At 69.0% G+C, this 15,587-nt stretch carries 19 protein-coding genes and 1 tRNA gene; 16 read left to right on the top strand and 4 right to left on the bottom strand.

The features are described from left to right. Positions 1-2 precede the first annotated feature (2 nt). From WG903_RS10730 to WG903_RS10740, 3 genes are read right to left on the bottom strand one after another with little or no spacing between them, the layout of a single operon-like run. Entirely contained in the window at positions 3-509 is a 507-nt protein-coding gene (locus tag WG903_RS10730; RefSeq protein WP_340075108.1) for a peptidylprolyl isomerase, read from the bottom strand. A 10-nt stretch (positions 510-519) separates the two neighbouring features. Continuing rightward, positions 520-1,098 carry a peptidylprolyl isomerase gene (locus WG903_RS10735; RefSeq protein WP_340075110.1) on the bottom strand — a complete coding sequence of 193 codons (579 nt, stop codon included), beginning with the start codon at positions 1,096-1,098 and terminating at the stop codon, positions 520-522. Positions 1,099-1,132: 34 nt separating this feature from the next. Beyond that, positions 1,133-1,666, bottom strand: a complete 534-nt coding sequence (locus tag WG903_RS10740) for a tetratricopeptide repeat protein (protein ID WP_340075112.1) — start codon at positions 1,664-1,666, stop codon at positions 1,133-1,135. A gap of 92 nt (positions 1,667-1,758) precedes the next feature. On the opposite strand from WG903_RS10740, the gene cysS reads away from it, so the two are divergent. From cysS to WG903_RS10755, 3 genes are read left to right on the top strand one after another with little or no spacing between them, the layout of a single operon-like run. Beyond that, positions 1,759-3,135, top strand: a complete 1,377-nt coding sequence (cysS, locus tag WG903_RS10745) for a cysteine--tRNA ligase (RefSeq protein ID WP_340075114.1) — start codon at positions 1,759-1,761, stop codon at positions 3,133-3,135. Continuing rightward, positions 3,132-3,770 (top strand): DNA-3-methyladenine glycosylase family protein, encoded by a 639-nt coding sequence (locus WG903_RS10750; RefSeq protein ID WP_340075115.1) that lies wholly within the window; start codon positions 3,132-3,134, stop codon positions 3,768-3,770. The genes cysS and WG903_RS10750 overlap by 4 nt, the downstream gene beginning before the upstream one ends. 32 nt (positions 3,771-3,802) lie before the next feature. Beyond that, positions 3,803-4,783, top strand: a complete 981-nt coding sequence (locus tag WG903_RS10755) for an acetyl-CoA carboxylase carboxyltransferase subunit alpha (protein ID WP_340075116.1) — start codon at positions 3,803-3,805, stop codon at positions 4,781-4,783. A gap of 37 nt (positions 4,784-4,820) precedes the next feature. Here WG903_RS10755 and WG903_RS10760 read toward each other — a convergent pair whose 3' ends face one another. Further along, positions 4,821-5,486 carry a TonB family protein gene (locus tag WG903_RS10760; protein WP_340075118.1) on the bottom strand — a complete coding sequence of 222 codons (666 nt, stop codon included), beginning with the start codon at positions 5,484-5,486 and terminating at the stop codon, positions 4,821-4,823. A 104-nt stretch (positions 5,487-5,590) separates the two neighbouring features. On the opposite strand from WG903_RS10760, the gene tilS reads away from it, so the two are divergent. The 13 genes from tilS to WG903_RS10825 all read left to right on the top strand — a co-directional run bounded on the left by tilS (position 5,591) and on the right by WG903_RS10825 (position 15,587). Further along, positions 5,591-6,532 (top strand): tRNA lysidine(34) synthetase TilS, encoded by a 942-nt coding sequence (gene tilS, locus WG903_RS10765; protein WP_340075120.1) that lies wholly within the window; start codon positions 5,591-5,593, stop codon positions 6,530-6,532. An 88-nt stretch (positions 6,533-6,620) separates the two neighbouring features. After that, positions 6,621-7,898: an aspartate kinase gene (locus tag WG903_RS10770; protein WP_340075122.1), complete on the top strand. Its 1,278-nt coding sequence runs from the start codon at positions 6,621-6,623 to the stop codon at positions 7,896-7,898. A 35-nt stretch (positions 7,899-7,933) separates the two neighbouring features. Next, positions 7,934-8,027: transfer RNA gene (locus tag WG903_RS10775), tRNA-Ser, on the top strand. Positions 8,028-8,076: 49 nt separating this feature from the next. Continuing rightward, positions 8,077-8,925, top strand: coding sequence for a DUF3405 domain-containing protein (locus WG903_RS10780; protein WP_340075124.1), 849 nt, complete (start codon positions 8,077-8,079; stop codon positions 8,923-8,925). 162 nt (positions 8,926-9,087) lie between these two features. After that, positions 9,088-9,477, top strand: a complete 390-nt coding sequence (locus WG903_RS10785) for a hypothetical protein (protein WP_340075126.1) — start codon at positions 9,088-9,090, stop codon at positions 9,475-9,477. Then, positions 9,474-9,761 carry a phosphopantetheine-binding protein gene (locus WG903_RS10790; RefSeq protein WP_340075128.1) on the top strand — a complete coding sequence of 96 codons (288 nt, stop codon included), beginning with the start codon at positions 9,474-9,476 and terminating at the stop codon, positions 9,759-9,761. The genes WG903_RS10785 and WG903_RS10790 overlap by 4 nt, the downstream gene beginning before the upstream one ends. Positions 9,762-9,783: 22 nt before the next feature. Beyond that, on the top strand, positions 9,784-10,179 hold the full coding sequence (locus WG903_RS10795; RefSeq protein ID WP_340075130.1) for a hypothetical protein: 396 nt from the start codon (positions 9,784-9,786) through the stop codon (positions 10,177-10,179). Between the two features lies 1 nt (position 10,180). Continuing rightward, positions 10,181-11,566, top strand: coding sequence for an AMP-binding protein (locus WG903_RS10800; RefSeq protein WP_340075132.1), 1,386 nt, complete (start codon positions 10,181-10,183; stop codon positions 11,564-11,566). After that, a complete protein-coding gene (locus WG903_RS10805; protein WP_340075134.1) occupies positions 11,563-11,880 on the top strand; it encodes a hypothetical protein in 318 nt (105 codons plus the stop codon). Before WG903_RS10800 ends, WG903_RS10805 begins: the two co-directional genes overlap by 4 nt. Beyond that, positions 11,877-12,755, top strand: a complete 879-nt coding sequence (locus tag WG903_RS10810) for an LpxL/LpxP family acyltransferase (protein ID WP_340075136.1) — start codon at positions 11,877-11,879, stop codon at positions 12,753-12,755. Before WG903_RS10805 ends, WG903_RS10810 begins: the two co-directional genes overlap by 4 nt. After that, the gene (locus tag WG903_RS10815; protein ID WP_340075138.1) at positions 12,752-13,318 is read left to right on the top strand and encodes a LolA-related protein; all 567 of its coding nucleotides are present in this window, start codon (positions 12,752-12,754) and stop codon (positions 13,316-13,318) included. Before WG903_RS10810 ends, WG903_RS10815 begins: the two co-directional genes overlap by 4 nt. An 11-nt stretch (positions 13,319-13,329) precedes the next feature. Then, complete coding sequence (locus WG903_RS10820; RefSeq protein WP_340075140.1) at positions 13,330-14,409, top strand: SAM-dependent methyltransferase; 1,080 nt, start codon at positions 13,330-13,332, stop codon at positions 14,407-14,409. Beyond that, positions 14,391-15,587 carry a beta-ketoacyl-ACP synthase gene (locus tag WG903_RS10825; protein ID WP_340075142.1) on the top strand — a complete coding sequence of 399 codons (1,197 nt, stop codon included), beginning with the start codon at positions 14,391-14,393 and terminating at the stop codon, positions 15,585-15,587. The genes WG903_RS10820 and WG903_RS10825 overlap by 19 nt, the downstream gene beginning before the upstream one ends.

Raw genomic sequence — 15,587 nt, forward strand, 5'->3', positions numbered from 1 at the left:
CGTCAGGCGACGACGGCCTTCTCGATCACGACGTCCTCCTGCGGCACGTCGTCGTGGAAGCCCTTGCGACCGGTCTTCACGCCGCGGATCTTGTCGACGATTTCCTTGCCGGCGACCACCTTGCCGATGACGGCGTAGCCCCACCCCTGCGGCGTCGGCGACTTGTGGTTGAGGAACTCGTTGTCGGCGACGTTGATGAAGAACTGCGCGGTGGCCGAATGCGGGTCGGACGTGCGCGCCATCGCCACCGTGTACTTGTCGTTCTTCAGGCCGTTGGTGGCCTCGTTCTGCACCGGCGCGTTCGCCTTCTTCTGCGTCATGCCGGGCTCGAAGCCGCCGCCCTGGATCATGAAGCCGTCGATCACGCGGTGGAAGATGGTGCGGTCGTAGTGGCCGGCTTTCACGTAGTCGAGGAAGTTCTTCGTGCTCAGGGGCGCTTTCTGCTCGTCGAGCTCGATCGTGATCACGCCGTGGTTGGCGATGTGCAGGTCGACTTTCGGGTTCGCCATGGGATGCTCCTTATTGCACGAGGGTCGCGGACTGGATGACCACGGGCGTCTTCGGCACGTCGGTGGGGAAGGGGCCGCCGGCGCCGGTGGGGATTTCCTTGATCTTGTTCACCACGTCCATGCCGCTCACGACCTTGCCGAAAGCCACGTAGCCGGTAGCGGGGCCCGTCGGGTCCAGACGCGAGTTGTCGGCGACGTTGATGAAGAACTGCGACGTGGCGGAGTTCGGGTTGTCGGTGCGTGCCATTGCGATGGTGCCGACGTCGTTCTTCACGCCCGTGGCGCCTTCGTGCGCGACCGGCGGGCGCGTGATCTTCGGGCGGTAGTCCTGCTGGTAGCCGCCGCCTTGGATCATGAAGTGGCCGATGACGCGGTGGAAGATGGTGCCGTCGTAGAACTTGGCCTTCACGTACGTGAGGAAGTTGTCGACGGTCTTCGGCGCCTTGTCGGGATAGACCTCGACGACGAACTCGCCCATGGACGTCGTGAACTTCACGCGCGGCGCCTTGTCGGCCGCGAACGCGGACGCACCGGCGAGGGCGAAGCTGGCGGAAAGGACGAAGGCCGCGGCACGGCGGGTGATCTGCATCGATGACTCCTGGTCGTTTTCGGGGAGAGGGAAATCAGCGCTTGGGCGCGAGCAGCTGGCGCACCAGCGCGAGCTTGGGCGGCGCGCTCGTGTTGGCGGGGTCGATCTGCTGCGCCTTCGCGTACGACTGGCTCGCCAGGCGCGCATAGACGTCGCCGAGGTTCTCGTGCGCGGTGGCGTAGTTGGGGTTGGCGCGCACCGCGCCTTCGAGCGCGTCGCGGGCCTTGTCGTAGTCGTTCTGCTGCGCGTAGAGCACGGCGAGGTTGTTGTAGGGCTCGGGCAGCTCGGGGTATTCCTGGGTGAGCTGCAGGTAGGCCTCGATCGCGGCGGCGCGCTTGCCGCTCTCGGCGAGGATCACCCCCTTGAGGAAGCGCATCTGCGGGTCGCGCGGCTTGGCGGCGAGGTACTGCTCGGCCTTCGCCATCGCCTGGTCGTACTGCCTGGCCTGCACGAGGCGGTTGACGTCGGTGTAGTCGTCGGCCCGCGCGGCGAAGGATGCGAAGCAGAGCAACGCCACTGAAAAGGCGCGCGCGATGCGGCCGGATTGCACGCTCTGGATGGATGTCACGTCGTGTGTCTGACAGCGCCGAAGCCGGGCTATATACTGCGCCGCATTGTAGCCGCCGCCCCTCGCGCGCGGCCCGCGTTTTCCCCGCACCCATGACCTTGCGCATCTACAACACGCTCAAGCGTGAGCTGGAGGACTTTTCGCCGATCGAGCCGGGCCGTGTGCGGATGTACGTGTGCGGCGTCACCGTCTACGACCGCCCCCACATCGGCAACGTGCGCTCCGCGGTCGCGTTCGACGTGGTGCGCCGCTGGCTCGAGGCGAGCGGCCTCGCCGTGGACTTCGTGCGCAACATCACCGACATCGACGACAAGATGATCCGCCGCGCGGTGGAGAACGGCGAGACGGTGCGTGCGCTGGCCGAGCGCATGACGGCGCTGATGTACCAGGACTACGACGCACTCGGCATCCTGCGCCCGACGCACGACCCGCGCGCCACCGACTTCATCCCGCAGATGGTCGAGATCGTGCAGCTGCTCGAGCGCAAGAAGCTCGCGTACCGCGCCGAGGGCGGCGACGTGAACTTCGCCGTCCGCGCGCTGCCGGGGTACGGCAAGCTCTCCGGCAAGTCGCTGGACCAGCTGCGTGCGGGCGAGCGCGTGGCGGTGGCCGACGACAAGCACGACCCGCTCGACTTCGTGCTGTGGAAGAGCTCCAAGCCCACCGAGCCCGCCGATGCGAAGTGGCAGAGCCCCTATGGCGAAGGCCGGCCGGGCTGGCACATCGAGTGCTCCGCGATGGCGCACAGCATCCTCGGCCAGCCCATCGACATCCATGGCGGCGGGACGGACCTTATCTTCCCGCACCACGAGAACGAGGTCGCGCAAAGCGAAGGCGCTTTCGGCAAGCCGCTGGCCAACGTGTGGATGCACAACGGCTTCCTCAACATCGACGGCGAGAAGATGTCGAAGTCGCTGGGCAATTTCTTCTCGCTGCCCGAAGTGCTCCGGCTGTACGACGCCGAGACCGTGCGCTTCTTCATGGTTCGCGGGCACTACCGCACCGAGATCGGCTGGAGCGACAAGCACCTGGACGATGCCCGCGCCAGCCTGCGCCGCCTGTACACCGCGCTCGACCTGGTCGAGGCGCGCGATGCCGCGATCGACTGGCAGGACCCGTTCGCCGCGCGCTTCAAGGCCGCGATGGACAACGACTTCGGCACGCCCGAAGCGGTCGCGGTGCTGTTCGACCTGGCCGCCGAAGTGAACCGCACGAAGTCGGCGCAGCACGCGGGGCTGCTCAAGGCATTGGGCGGCACGCTCGGCGTGCTGCAGGGCGACCCGAAGGCTTTCCTGCGCGCGGGCTCCACGCTCGACGATGCGACCATCCAGCGCTTCATCGAGGAGCGCGCCGCGGCGAAGGCCGCGAAGGACTTCGCGCGCGCCGATGCGATCCGCAAGGACCTGCTCGCGCAAGGCGTCGTGCTCAAGGATTCCCCCACCGGCACCACGTGGGAGTCCGCGACTTGAACGACAAGGTCGTCTTCACGCGTCCTGACTACTGGGAGGAGGCGTGCCGCTACCTCGCGAAGAAGGACCGCGTGATGAAGCGCCTCATCCCGCAGTTCGGCGAGGCCTGCCTGCAGTCGCGCGGCGACGCGTTCACCACGCTCGCTCGCAGCATCGTCGGCCAGCAGATCTCGGTGAAGGCCGCGCAGACGGTGTGGGACCGCTTCGCCAAGTTGCCGCGCAACATGGTGCCCGCCAACGTGCTGCGCCTGAAGGTGGACGACATGCAGGCCGCGGGCCTGTCGGCGCGCAAGATCGAGTACCTCGTCGACCTGGCGCTGCACTTCGATTCGGGCGCGATCGACGTCGGCGCGTGGAAGGCGATGAGCGACGAGGAGATCATCGCGGAGCTCGTGGGCATCCGCGGCATCGGCCGCTGGACGGCGGAGATGTTCCTCATCTTCCACCTGATGCGGCCCAACGTCCTGCCGCTGGACGACGTGGGCCTGATCACCGGCATCAGCAAGAACTACTTCTCCGGCGAGTCGGTGAGCCGCAGCGACGCCCGCGAGGTGGCCGCCGCCTGGGACCCGTATTGCAGCGTCGCGACTTGGTATATTTGGCGGTCCCTCGATCCCCTGCCCGTGGAGTACTGAGGCAAGCCGAGGCACAAGAACAGGAGCCAACCGTGGCCAAGAGGACATTCCTGGATTTCGAGCAGCCCATCGCGGAGCTCGAGTCCAAGATCGAGGAGCTGCGCTACGTCCAGACGGAATCGGCCGTGGACATCTCCGAGGAGATCGAGCAGCTTTCCAAGAAGAGCCTGCAGCTCACCAAGGACATCTACAGCGAGCTCTCGCCGTGGCAGATCACCAAGATCGCGCGGCACCCCGAGCGCCCGTACACGCTCGACTACGTGAACGAGATCTTCACGGACTTCATCGAGCTGCACGGCGACCGCCATTTCGCCGACGACCTGTCCATCGTGGGCGGGCTCGCGCGCTTCAACGGCAGCCCCTGCATGGTGATCGGCCACCAGAAGGGCCGCGACACGAAGGAGCGCGGGCTGCGCAATTTCGGCATGAGCCGCCCCGAGGGTTACCGCAAGGCGCTGCGCCTGATGAAGACGGCTGAGAAGTTCAAGCTGCCGGTCTTCACCTTCGTCGACACGCCCGGCGCGTACCCCGGCATCGATGCCGAAGAGCGCGGCCAGTCGGAAGCCATCGGCCGCAACATCTTCGAGATGGCGCAGCTCGAAACCCCCATCATCACGACGATCATCGGCGAGGGCGGCTCCGGCGGAGCGCTCGCGATCTCGGTGGCCGACCAGGTGCTGATGCTGCAGTACTCGATCTACTCCGTGATCAGCCCCGAGGGCTGCGCGTCCATCCTCTGGAAGACGGCGGAGAAGGCGCAGGAAGCCGCCGATGCGATGGGCATCACCGCGCATCGCCTGAAGGCGCTGGGCCTGGTGGACAAGATCGTGAACGAGCCCGTGGGCGGCGCGCACCGCGACCACAAGCAGATGGCTGCGTTCCTCAAGCGCGCGCTGAACGATGCGATGCGCCAGCTCACCGACCTGAAGACGCGCGAACTGCTGGACCGCCGCTACGACCGGCTCAAGAGCTACGGGCGCTTCACGGACACGAAAGCCGAGCCGACGCGCTGAAGCGCGCCGGGTGCCGAGCCGACGCGCCGGGCGCGCGTCAGTCGAACTTGTAGACCAGCTCGGTCTCCACCGTCAGGATCTCGTCGACCGGCTGGAACTTCCAGCCCTGGATCGCTTCGAGCGTCGGGCGGTTGAGCGAGCGGTTGGTGCTCGCCAGGATCTTCACGTCCGACACCGTGCCGTTCGGCTGGATGTCGAAGTGCACCTTGACCACGCCCTTTGGTTGCTCGCGCAGCAGTGCGGGCGACAGGCGCGGCTCGTCGGTCTGGATCGGGATGATCTCGCGCCGGGGCGGCGGCGGCTCGGCGGCCTGGCGTGACACCGCGGCGACCGTGGGTTCCGGCGCGGGCGGCGGTGGCGCTGCGACTTCCGGTGCGGGCGCCGGCCTGGGTGCCTGCGGTTGTGCGGCGGCCTGCTGCACGGGCGCCGGCGCGGGCGCGCGCTTGGGCTCCGCAACCGCCGGCGCAGGGGCGGGCGCCGGCGCGGCCGCCTTGCGCGGGGCCGATGCGTTCTGGAGGATGAACCGGTACGGGCTGAGCGCGGCGCGGCGGGCAGCCTCGCTGGGTGCGTTGTCGACCGGATTGCCTGCGGGAGGGGCGGACGTCTGGGCGGAGGCCGTGTGGGCCGTGGCCAAGAGCAGTCCCGCTACTACCCCGGCGAGGCGCGCCTTGTGGGCGGCCCCGCGGTTGCCGAGTTTCTGCATGCTGTTACCTTTTGTGACGCGGATTCTATCGGCCACCCGGCGACGGGCACTGAGGGTAAATCTGCATTCGTTGAGGGCCGCACGGGGCTGCCGATAATCCCCGCATGACCGCCAGCCTCGATGCCGCCGTCGCGGCGTTCGCGCCGCGGCTGCCGCTCGCCGTAGCCTATAGCGGCGGCGCCGATTCGACAGCGCTGCTGGTCGCCTGCGCGACGCGGTGGCCGGGCCAGGTGGTGGCGATCCATGTGAACCACGGGCTGCAGGCGGCGGCGGCCGGCTTCGAAAGCCATTGCCGCTCCGCCTGCGGGGCGCTGGGTGTGCCCCTGCATGCCGAGCGCATCGATGCGCGCCACGCGCCCGGGGAAAGTCCCGAAGATGCGGCGCGCCGCGGCCGCTACGAAGCCATCCACCGGGCCGCGCTGCGCGAAGGCGTTGCCTGCGTGGCCCTGGCCCAGCACGCCGACGACCAGGTCGAGACCGTGCTGCTCGCGCTCTCGCGCGGCGCGGGCATCGCGGGGCTTGCCGGGATGCGGCCCGCATGGGAGCAGGACGGTGTCGACTACTGCCGGCCCTTGCTGGAAGTCTCCGCGGCGGACATCCGTGTGTGGCTGAAGGCCCGCGGTGTCGAGTGGATCGAAGACCCGTCGAACGAGAGCGAGGCGTACACACGCAACCGCATCCGCTCGCGCGTGCTGCCGGCGTTGCGCGAAGCCTTCCCCACGGCGCTCAACACGTTCGCGCGCAGCGCGCGCCATGCCGCGCAGGCGCAATCGGTGCTCGAGGAAGTTGCGGCCGAGGACCTCCAGCGCGTGGGCACGCCGCCGGACATCGCCGCGCTGCGCTCGCTGGGCCGCGCGCGCCAGGCGAACGTGCTGCGCCACTGGCTGCGCAGCGCCCACGAGGCGCAGGCCAGCACCGCGCAACTCGAGGAACTCCAGCGCCAGGTCGCCGCATGCGCCACCCGCGGCCACGACATCCGGCTGCGCGTGGGCGAGGGGTTCGTGCAGCGCGATGGGGCGCGGTTGGTGTTCACCCCATCGGTATAATCCCTGAGTCGTTGGATCGCGCGGCGCCGCCCGCGCCGCCGCGAGGCTTTCCAGGCGGCATCCCTCCCGAATCCTTCCCGTCCTTCCGATGGCCTTGATCGTTCACAAATACGGCGGCACCTCCATGGGCTCCGTCGAGCGGATCCGCAACGTCGCCAAGCGCGTGGCCAAGTGGCACCGCGCGGGCCACCAGATGGTCGTCGTGCCCAGCGCGATGAGCGGCGAGACCAACCGCCTGCTCGGCCTGGCCAAGGAGCTCTCTCCCGCCAAGACGACGGACGCGCTGCTGCGCGAGCTGGACATGCTCGCCTCCACCGGCGAACAGGTCTCCGTCGGCCTGCTGTCGATCGCGCTGCAGGCCGAAGGCATGGACGCGGTGAGCTATGCCGGCTGGCAGGTGCCGATCAGGACGAACAGCGCGTACACGAAGGCGCGCATCGAGTCGATCGACGACAAAAAGGTGCGCGCCGACCTCGACGCCGGCAAGGTCGTGATCGTCACGGGCTTCCAGGGCGTGGACGACAAGGGCCACATCACCACGCTGGGCCGCGGGGGCAGCGACACATCGGCGGTTGCGGTGGCCGCCGCGCTGAAGGCCGACGAGTGCCTGATCTACACCGACGTGGACGGCGTGTACACGACCGACCCGCGCGTCGTGCCCGAGGCGCGCCGCCTGCACACCGTGAGCTTCGAGGAGATGCTGGAGATGGCCTCCATGGGCTCCAAGGTGCTGCAGATCCGCTCGGTGGAATTCGCGGGCAAGTACAAGGTGCCGCTGCGCGTGCTCTCCAGCTTCACGCCGTGGGACATCCCGATCGGCGAGGAGGCCACTTCGGGCACGCTGATCACTTTCGAGGAAGACGAGAAAATGGAACAAGCCGTCGTCTCTGGCATCGCGTTCAACCGCGACGAAGCCAAGATCTCCATCCTGGGCGTGCCGGACAAGCCCGGCATCGCATACAACATCCTGGGCGCGGTGGCCGACGCGAACATCGACGTCGACGTCATCATCCAGAACATCTCCAAGGACGGGAAGACCGACTTCTCGTTCACCGTGCACCGCAACGACTACGCGCGCACCGTGGACCTGCTCAAGGCCAAGGTGCTGCCGTCGCTGGGCACGGACCGCATCGAGGGCGACACGCGCATCTGCAAGGTCTCCATCGTCGGCATCGGCATGCGCAGCCACGTCGGCATCGCCGCCAAGATGTTCCGCGCGCTGAGCGAGGAGGGCATCAACATCCAGATGATCTCCACCAGCGAGATCAAGACCTCGGTCGTGGTCGACGAGAAGTACATGGAGCTCGCCGTGCGCGCGCTGCACCGGGCTTTCGACCTCGATCAGCAACCGGCTTCGCAGAACTGAAGAGCAATGCCTTCGGGCATAATCCCGGCTGGCCAGGAGTCGTGACCGAGAGGCCGAAGGTGCTCCCCTGCTAAGGGAGTATGTGCGCAAAAACGTGCATCGAGGGTTCGAATCCCTCCGACTCCGCCAGGACCCGAGCCCCGCTTTCGCGGGGCTTTTGTTTTGGTAGTCTCCGCCCATGCCGCAGCGTGACACCTGCATCGTCTTCCTCACCCACATCTGGGACGAGGTGCTGGCGCGCCGGTTCGAGCGCCTGCGGCGCGAAAGCGCGGCGCACGCCGACTGCTTCCTGGTGCTGCAGGAGGACGACCCCGAAGTCGTCGCGCGCTGGAAGGCGCAGCTCGAATCGATCGGCGCTGCCGACGCCCTCTTCACCTTCAACGCGCTGGAGCTGCCGCGCCAGCTGGGCTTTCGCTACTTCGGTTCCGAGCGGATCATGGGCAACGCGCACTTCCCGCTGCTGTCGTTCCTGCGCTCGCATCCCGGCTACGCGTACTTCTGGCAGGTCGAGGGCGACGTGGAGTACCGCGGCCGCTGGGGCGAGTTCTTCGAGGCCTACCGCGAGACCGATGCGGTGCTGCTGGCCGCGCACTTCCACCGCTTCCAGGACTGGCCGGACTGGTTCTGGTGGCCGTCGCTCACCCCGCCCGCGGACGTGCAGTTGCCGCGCGAGAACATGTACAAGGCCTTCATGGCCGTCGTGCGGTTTTCGCGCGCGGCGCTGGAGTCCGTCGAGCGCGCGCACCGCCAGGGTTGGCTGGGCCACTTCGAGGCCATCGTCCCCACAATTCTGCTGATGGAGGGCCGCCGGCTCGAGGACCTGAACGTGCGCAAGACCTGCTACGTGGGCGCGTTCCAGGACCCGGTGGCGCTCCTGCCCCTGCAATCGACGGTGCGCTGCAGGCCGTACGTTTCGCTGCAGGAGTTCGCGCACCGCGGGCAGGGCCCCCTGCTGTTCCACCCCGTGAAGGAACGCTGGGTGTTCGACGGCGAGAAGGTGATGATCATGCCGCCCGGCGGCGGCTGAATTCCGTGTTGTGCGGCGGCGTCGGAGGGCTGATTTTTTCCAGCCGTCAGGTACTGTTGAGTAGAATTGGCGCACCGCGAGACCGCAGAAAACCATAGTCTCCGGTACTGAGCGACCCGCGCCCAGCCGGTGCGGGTCAGGTCCATCCACGGAGGAGAATCCATGCGTTTCCACATCGTTGCTGCCGCCCTGGCGATCGCAGTGTCCGTCGCCGGTTGCACGACCGCCCCGATCCACAACGTCGACCAGGCCGCGGCCGTCAATGCCAGCGGCAAGACGCTGACGCACGACCAGGTCCGCGGCGCCATCGTCCGCGCCGGCGCCGCGCTGGGCTGGCAGATGAAGGACGAAGGCCCGAACACGCTCGTCGGCACGATCGCGCTGCGTGGCCACTCGGCCGTCGTCACGATTCCCTATTCGACGACCGCCTACAGCATCAAGTACCGCTCCAGCGAAAACCTGCAGGAAAGCGGCGGCAAGATCCACAAGAACTACAACGGCTGGATCCAGAACCTGCACCGCGGCATCGCCGCGCAGCTGGCGGCGTCATGAGCGCAAGCCTGGCTCAGTCCACCACGCAGGAGTTCGCGAGGGAACTGGCCAGCGTGATCGTCGAGGGCTTGAACCTCGAGGACGTCGATGCCGCGACCCTGGACCTGGGCGCGCCCCTCTTCGGGGGCGCCCTCGACCTGGACTCCCTCGACGTTCTCGAAATCTCCCTGATCGTCCAGCAGCGCTACGGCGTGAAGCTGAAGGCCGACGATCCGAACAACGAGGCGATCTTCGCCTCGTTGCGCAGCCTCGCTGACCACATCACCGCATCGGCGCGGCGCTGACAAGCATGGAAAGGGCCGGCCCATGGACGCCGCCATGCTTTCGCGTCTGCTGCCGGCCTTCTTCCTAGCCTGGCTCGCGTTCTTCTTCGGCCGCACGCTGCGGCCGGGCGCGATGCCCCTCATCGAGCGCATCGCCCGCGTCGGCGATCCCCACATGCCTGAACCCCTGCGTCGGTACACGCGCCGGCTGACCGCCGTGTGGGTGGCGTACTTCGTCCTGGCCGCCGTCGCAGTCCTGCTCTTCCCGATGGCGCCCGGCGCCGCAGGCCTCGCCATCTGGGCCGGCACGGTGCTGCTCTTCGTCGGCGAACACCGCCTTCGCCCCCATCTTTTTCCCGGCCATCCTTTTCCGGGCCTGCTGCAGCAGGTCCGCGACACCTGGAGCGTGTGGCATCCGCGCAAGCGGGCAGGGAGCTGACGTGGCGGCCACCTGGATGCAGACGCCTCTCGCGGGCGCGGCGCGGCACTTGGACCGCGCGGCCGTCGTCGGCGGCGCCAGGCCGTGGACCTGGCGCGAGGTGCACGCCGCGTCGCTCGCGCTGGCCGCGCGGCTGCGCGAAGGCGCGACGGTGTGCAACCTCTGCGGCACCCGCGCCGGCTTTCTCGTCGCTTGGCTCGCCGCGCTGCGGCGCGGCTGCGCGCAGGTGCTGCCGCCGTCGGGCGGGGCAGGCGACCTCGTGTCCATCCTGCGGTCGAACACGGACCCCATCATCGTCGTCGACGACGCATCGCTGGTCGAAGCGGGTTGGGCGAAGCACGCGCAGTGCCTTGTGTTCGATGCAAGCCCGCCACCCTCGCTGCCCTCGGGCGATGAACTGGCTTGGACACCCGATGCGGAATCGCAGCTGGTGCGTCTCTACACCTCCGGCAGCACCGGCACCCCCGAGGCGCAGCACAAGACGCTCGGCCACCTCGCCCGCGGCGCGCAGGTGCTGCTGGCGCGCCTGCGCCAGGAGCTTCGCGGGGAGCAGGACGCGATCGCCCGCATCGTCTGCAGCGTGCCGCCCCAGCACATGTTCGGGCTGGAGACCTCGGTGATGCTGTCGCTCATCGGCGGCATGCCGGTGCAGGAAGGCCGCCCGCTGCTGCCCGGCGACGTGTGCGGCGCGCTCGCGGACAGCCATGGTTCGGCGCTCTGGATCGCGACACCCGTGCATTTGCGCGCGTTCACGCAAGCCGGCGAGCGGGCCATGGGTGCGCGGCTGGTCATCGCATCCACCATGCAACTGGCGCCCGCACTGGCGGCGGAAGCCGAAGCACTCGTCGCGGCGCCGGTCATGGAGATCTACGGGTCGACGGAGACGGGCGCCATCGCGATGCGCCGGACCGCGCACGAAACCGCATGGCGCGCGCTGGACGGCGTGCGGCTGCAATCGTCGCCCGAAGGCACGCAGGCCTGGGGCGGCCACTTCGAGTCGCCGCGCCAGCTGTCGGACCACATCGAACTGGCGGCCGACGGCAGCTTCCGCCTGCTGGGGCGGCACGGCGACATGCTGAAGATCGCCGGCCGCCGCGCGTCGCTGGCGGGCCTGAACCAGCTGCTGCAGGAGATGCCGGGATTGCAGGACGGCGTGTTCTTCCTGCCGGCAAGCGACTCGCCGACCCAGCGGCTGGTGCTGGTTTACGCCGGCGAGCTGGCGCGCGATGCCGTGCTCGCGTGGTTGCGCGGGCGCATGGATCCGGTCTTCCTGCCGCGCACCGTGATCCGCGTTGAGCGGCTGCCGCGGGCCGCCTCGGGCAAGCTGCCGCGCGCGGCGCTCGAAGAGATCCACGCGGCATACCGCGAGAGCAGGCGCCGGCCATGAACGAAATCCAGTTCGACTTCGAGGTGCCCGCGGCGCATCCATCACTCGCGGGTCATTTCCCCGGCAACCCGATCGTGCCGGGCGTGCTCCTGCTGGACCACGTCATGGCCAGGCTCGCGGCCGTGACCGGGCGCGCGATGGTGCGCGTGCAGCGCGTGAAGTTCAGTTCCATCCTGAAGCCGGGCGAGGCGGTCAGGACCCATTGCGTGGTCGAGGACGAACGCGCGTCGTTCCGTGTCGCTGTCTCGCGGGATTCGACGTGGGTCCTGGTGGCCGAAGGCGTCGGCGTCGTTGCTGCGGGAGCGCGGGGATGAAGGGCTGGAGCGACAAGGCCGAGCGCGGCAGCGTGTGGCTGATGCGCCTCATCGTGTGGCTGGCGCGCGCCGGCGGCAGGCCGCTGTGCCGCGCGCTGCTGTTCCCGATCGTCGCGTACTTCGTCGTGACGGATGCGACGGCTCGCCGCGCCTCGTCGGACTTCCTCTCAGCCGTCTACGGACGCCCCGCGCGCCTGCGCGACGTCTTCCGGCACATCTATGCCTTCGCGACGACCTTGCTCGACCGCGTCTACATGGCCACGGGCGATTTCGACCGCTTCGAGGTCAGCATCCACGGCTTGCCGCTGCTGGACGAAGCCCTGAAGCGCGGGAACGGCTGCATGCTGCTCGGCTCGCACCTGGGCAGCTTCGACCTGCTGATGCTCGCCAACCGCGCCATGGACGGGCGTGAAGTCCACGTGATGATGCGCGTCGACCCGCGCGCCCGCCTGCGGCGCATCGCGGGCATCGTGGACGACGGCATGAAGCTGATCCCGCTCGGGCAGGCGGACTGCTACCTGCGCGCATACGACGCGCTGGCGGAGGGCGGCATCGTGTGCATCCTGGCCGACCGCGTCGATGGCGGGGCCGCCGCCGCGCGCGCGAGCTTCCTGTCGCACAGCGCGCCGCTGCCGCTGGCGCCGCACGTGCTGGCGGCGCGCAGCCAGGCGGCCGTGCTGCTTTGCTTCGGCCTCTTCGAAGGCGGCAACCGCTACCGCATCGAGTTCGTGGAGTTCCGTGCGACGGCCGCGCGGGGCAGCCGCGGCGCCGCGCTGCAGCCCGCGGTGGACCACTACGCGGCGGTGCTGGAGTCGTACGCGCGGCGCTATCCTCTGAACTGGTTCAACTTCTACCCCTACTGGACGGCCGAATGAGCTCCTGGCGCTTCCCCCGCGCCGCTTGCGCGCTGCTGCTGCTGCTCGCAGGGCCCGCCTGGGCCCTGACGATGCCCGAGCTGCAGCGCCAGCTTCAGGCCGCGGCCGGCCGCACGGTGGCGTTCGACGAGGAGCGCGAGTCGCCCTGGCTCGCTTCGCCGGTCTTCTCCAAGGGCACCATGCGCTCGACGCCGGATGCGCTCGAGAAGCGAATCGAAACGCCGCACCGCGAGACCTGGCGCTTGCTCGCCGACCGCATCGAATGGACGGGCGGCGAGCCGGCCGCACGCAAGGAAATCCTGTTCACGCAAGCGCCCGCCCTGGCGCCCATCGCCGACCTCATGCGAAACATCGTGGCCGGCGACTTCGCTTCGCTCGACCGCGACTTCCGCATCGAGCTCAGCGGCGATGCGAACGCGTGGCGCGTGAAGCTGTCGCCGCGCCAGGCGAAGGTCTCGCGTGCGCTGGCCGGTGTCGAGCTGCAAGGCGCGGCCGGCCGCGTGCAGGTCATCGTCGTCAACGAAACCAACGGCCAGCGCACCACCACGCGCCTGGCCTACTGAAACGCAACACCATGCCCCTGTACGACAAAGACCCGTTGACGGCGCTGGAGGCCATCAGCGCGGCCCAATGGCTCGCCTTCGCGCCGCTGGCCTTCCAGGCGACCGCCGTCATGCGCGACCGCGGCATCCTCGCCGCGCTGGCCGGCGGTGACGCAGCGGCGCGCGAAGGCATGACGATCGATGACGTGGCGAAGGCGACCGGGACGTCGGAGTACGCGACGCGCGTGCTGCTCGAAGCCGCGCTCGGCCTGCGCATCGTCTGGCGCCGCGAAGGCCGTTACTTTCTCGGCAAGCTGGGCCGCTTCCTGGTCGACGACGAGATGACGCGGGTGAATTTCGACTTCACGCGCGACGTCTGCTACCTGGCGGCCGCGCACCTGGGCGAATCGCTGGCCGAGGGCCGGCCTGCGGGACTGAAGGAGCTGGGCCCCTGGCCCACGCTGTACGAAGGCCTGTCGGTGATGCCCGAGCCCGCGCGCGCCAGCTGGCATGCGTTCGACCACTTCTACTCCGATGCGGCTTTCCCCGCGGCCTGCGCGCGCCTCGCGAAAGCGCCGCCGAAGCGGCTCCTCGACATCGGCTGCAACACCGGCAAGTGGGCCGAGCAGTGCCTGTCGCGCCTGCCGGGCCTGGAGGTGGGCCTCGTCGACCTGCCGCCGCAGCTCGAGCGGGCGCGCGCGCGCCTGGCGAACGCAGGCCTTGCGGAGCGCGCGCAGCTGCATCCGCTCGACCTGCTCGACCCGGATGGGGCGCTGCCCCGCGGCTACGACCTCATCTGGATGAGCCAGTTCCTCGACTGCTTCTCCGAGGAGCAGATCGTGGGCATCCTCGCCAAGGCGCGCGAGGCGCTCGCGCCTGGCGGCCGCATCTGGGTGCTGGAATTGTTCTGGGACCGCCAGCGCTTCGAAGCCGCGGCGTTCAGCCTGCAGCAGACGTCGCTGTATTTCAGCTGCGTCGCCAACGGCAACAGCCAGATGTACGACTCGTCCCTGTTCCTGGCCCTGGTGCAGCGCGCGGGGCTGGAGGTCGCCGAACTCACCGACGGTGTCGGTGGCTACCACACGCTGCTCGAATGCCGCCCCGCCGGCTGAACGACATGCTGGGCATCGCCGCATCCACCATCGTGCACCCCGCGGGCCACGGCGCGGCCGCGCTCTGGCAAGCGGTGTCGCGCGGGGAAAGCGCGCTGCGCAGCGGTGCGGTGGACTGGTGCGAGCTGCCGTGCTGGCTCGGCGCCGTTCCCGGTGTCGACGATGACGCGCAGTTCGCGCACCTCGGCGCGTGGGACTGCCGCAACCTGCGGCTCGCCTGGCTGGCCTTGCGCGACCGCGCGTTCGCCGACGCGGTAACGGCTGCTGTCGCGGCGCATGGCGCGGCACGCGTGGGCCTCGTCCTGGGCACCAGCACGTCGGGCATTCGCAGCACCGAAGTCGCGTATGGCGCGCGCAAGGGCGACGGGCAGTGGCCCGCCAACTTCGACTACCGCCGCCACCATTCATTGGATGCGCTATGTCGCTACACCGCGCAAACGCTGGGCGTCGAAGGGCCGATGGCCACGATCTCCACTGCATGCTCGTCGAGCGCCAAGGTGTTCCTCACCGCGCAACGCTGGATCGAAGCGGGCTTGGTGGACGCTGCCGTCGTCGGCGGCGCCGACAGCCTGTGCCTGTCGACTTTGCACGGCTTCGACTCGCTGCAACTGCTGTCCGACGACGTGTGCCGGCCCTTCGATGCCGGGCGCAAGGGCATCTCGATCGGTGAGGCGGCGGGGTTCGCGTTGCTCACACGCGCGCCTTCGCGCATCGTCTTCGCGGGCGGCGGCGAGTCGAGCGACGCCTGGCACATGTCGACCCCGCATCCCGAAGGCCGGGGCGCGCAGGCCGCCATGCAGATGGCGCTGGACGCCGCGGGCTTGCGTGCGAGCGACGTGGGTTACGTCAACGCGCATGGCACCGCCACGCCGGCCAACGACAGTTCCGAGTCGGCGGCCCTGCGCGCCGTGTTCGGCGCCGGCACGGTGCCCGTGTCCTCGACGAAGGGTGTCACGGGCCATACGCTGGGCGCGGCTGGCATCGTCGAGGCGCTCGTCAGCGTGCTGGCGCTGGAGCACCAGGCCCTGCCGCCATCCGCGAACCTGCGCGAGGCGGACGACCAACTCGGCGTCAACGTCGTGAAGCAGGGCGCCGCGGCGCCCATCCGGCACGCGATGTCCAACAGCTTCGGGTTCGGCGGCAGCAATTGTTCGCTGGTCTTCAGCCGGGCGGACTGA

Origin of the sequence: Ramlibacter sp. PS4R-6 (assembly GCF_037572775.1) — a bacterium.
Taxonomy (GTDB): domain Bacteria; phylum Pseudomonadota; class Gammaproteobacteria; order Burkholderiales; family Burkholderiaceae_C; genus Ramlibacter.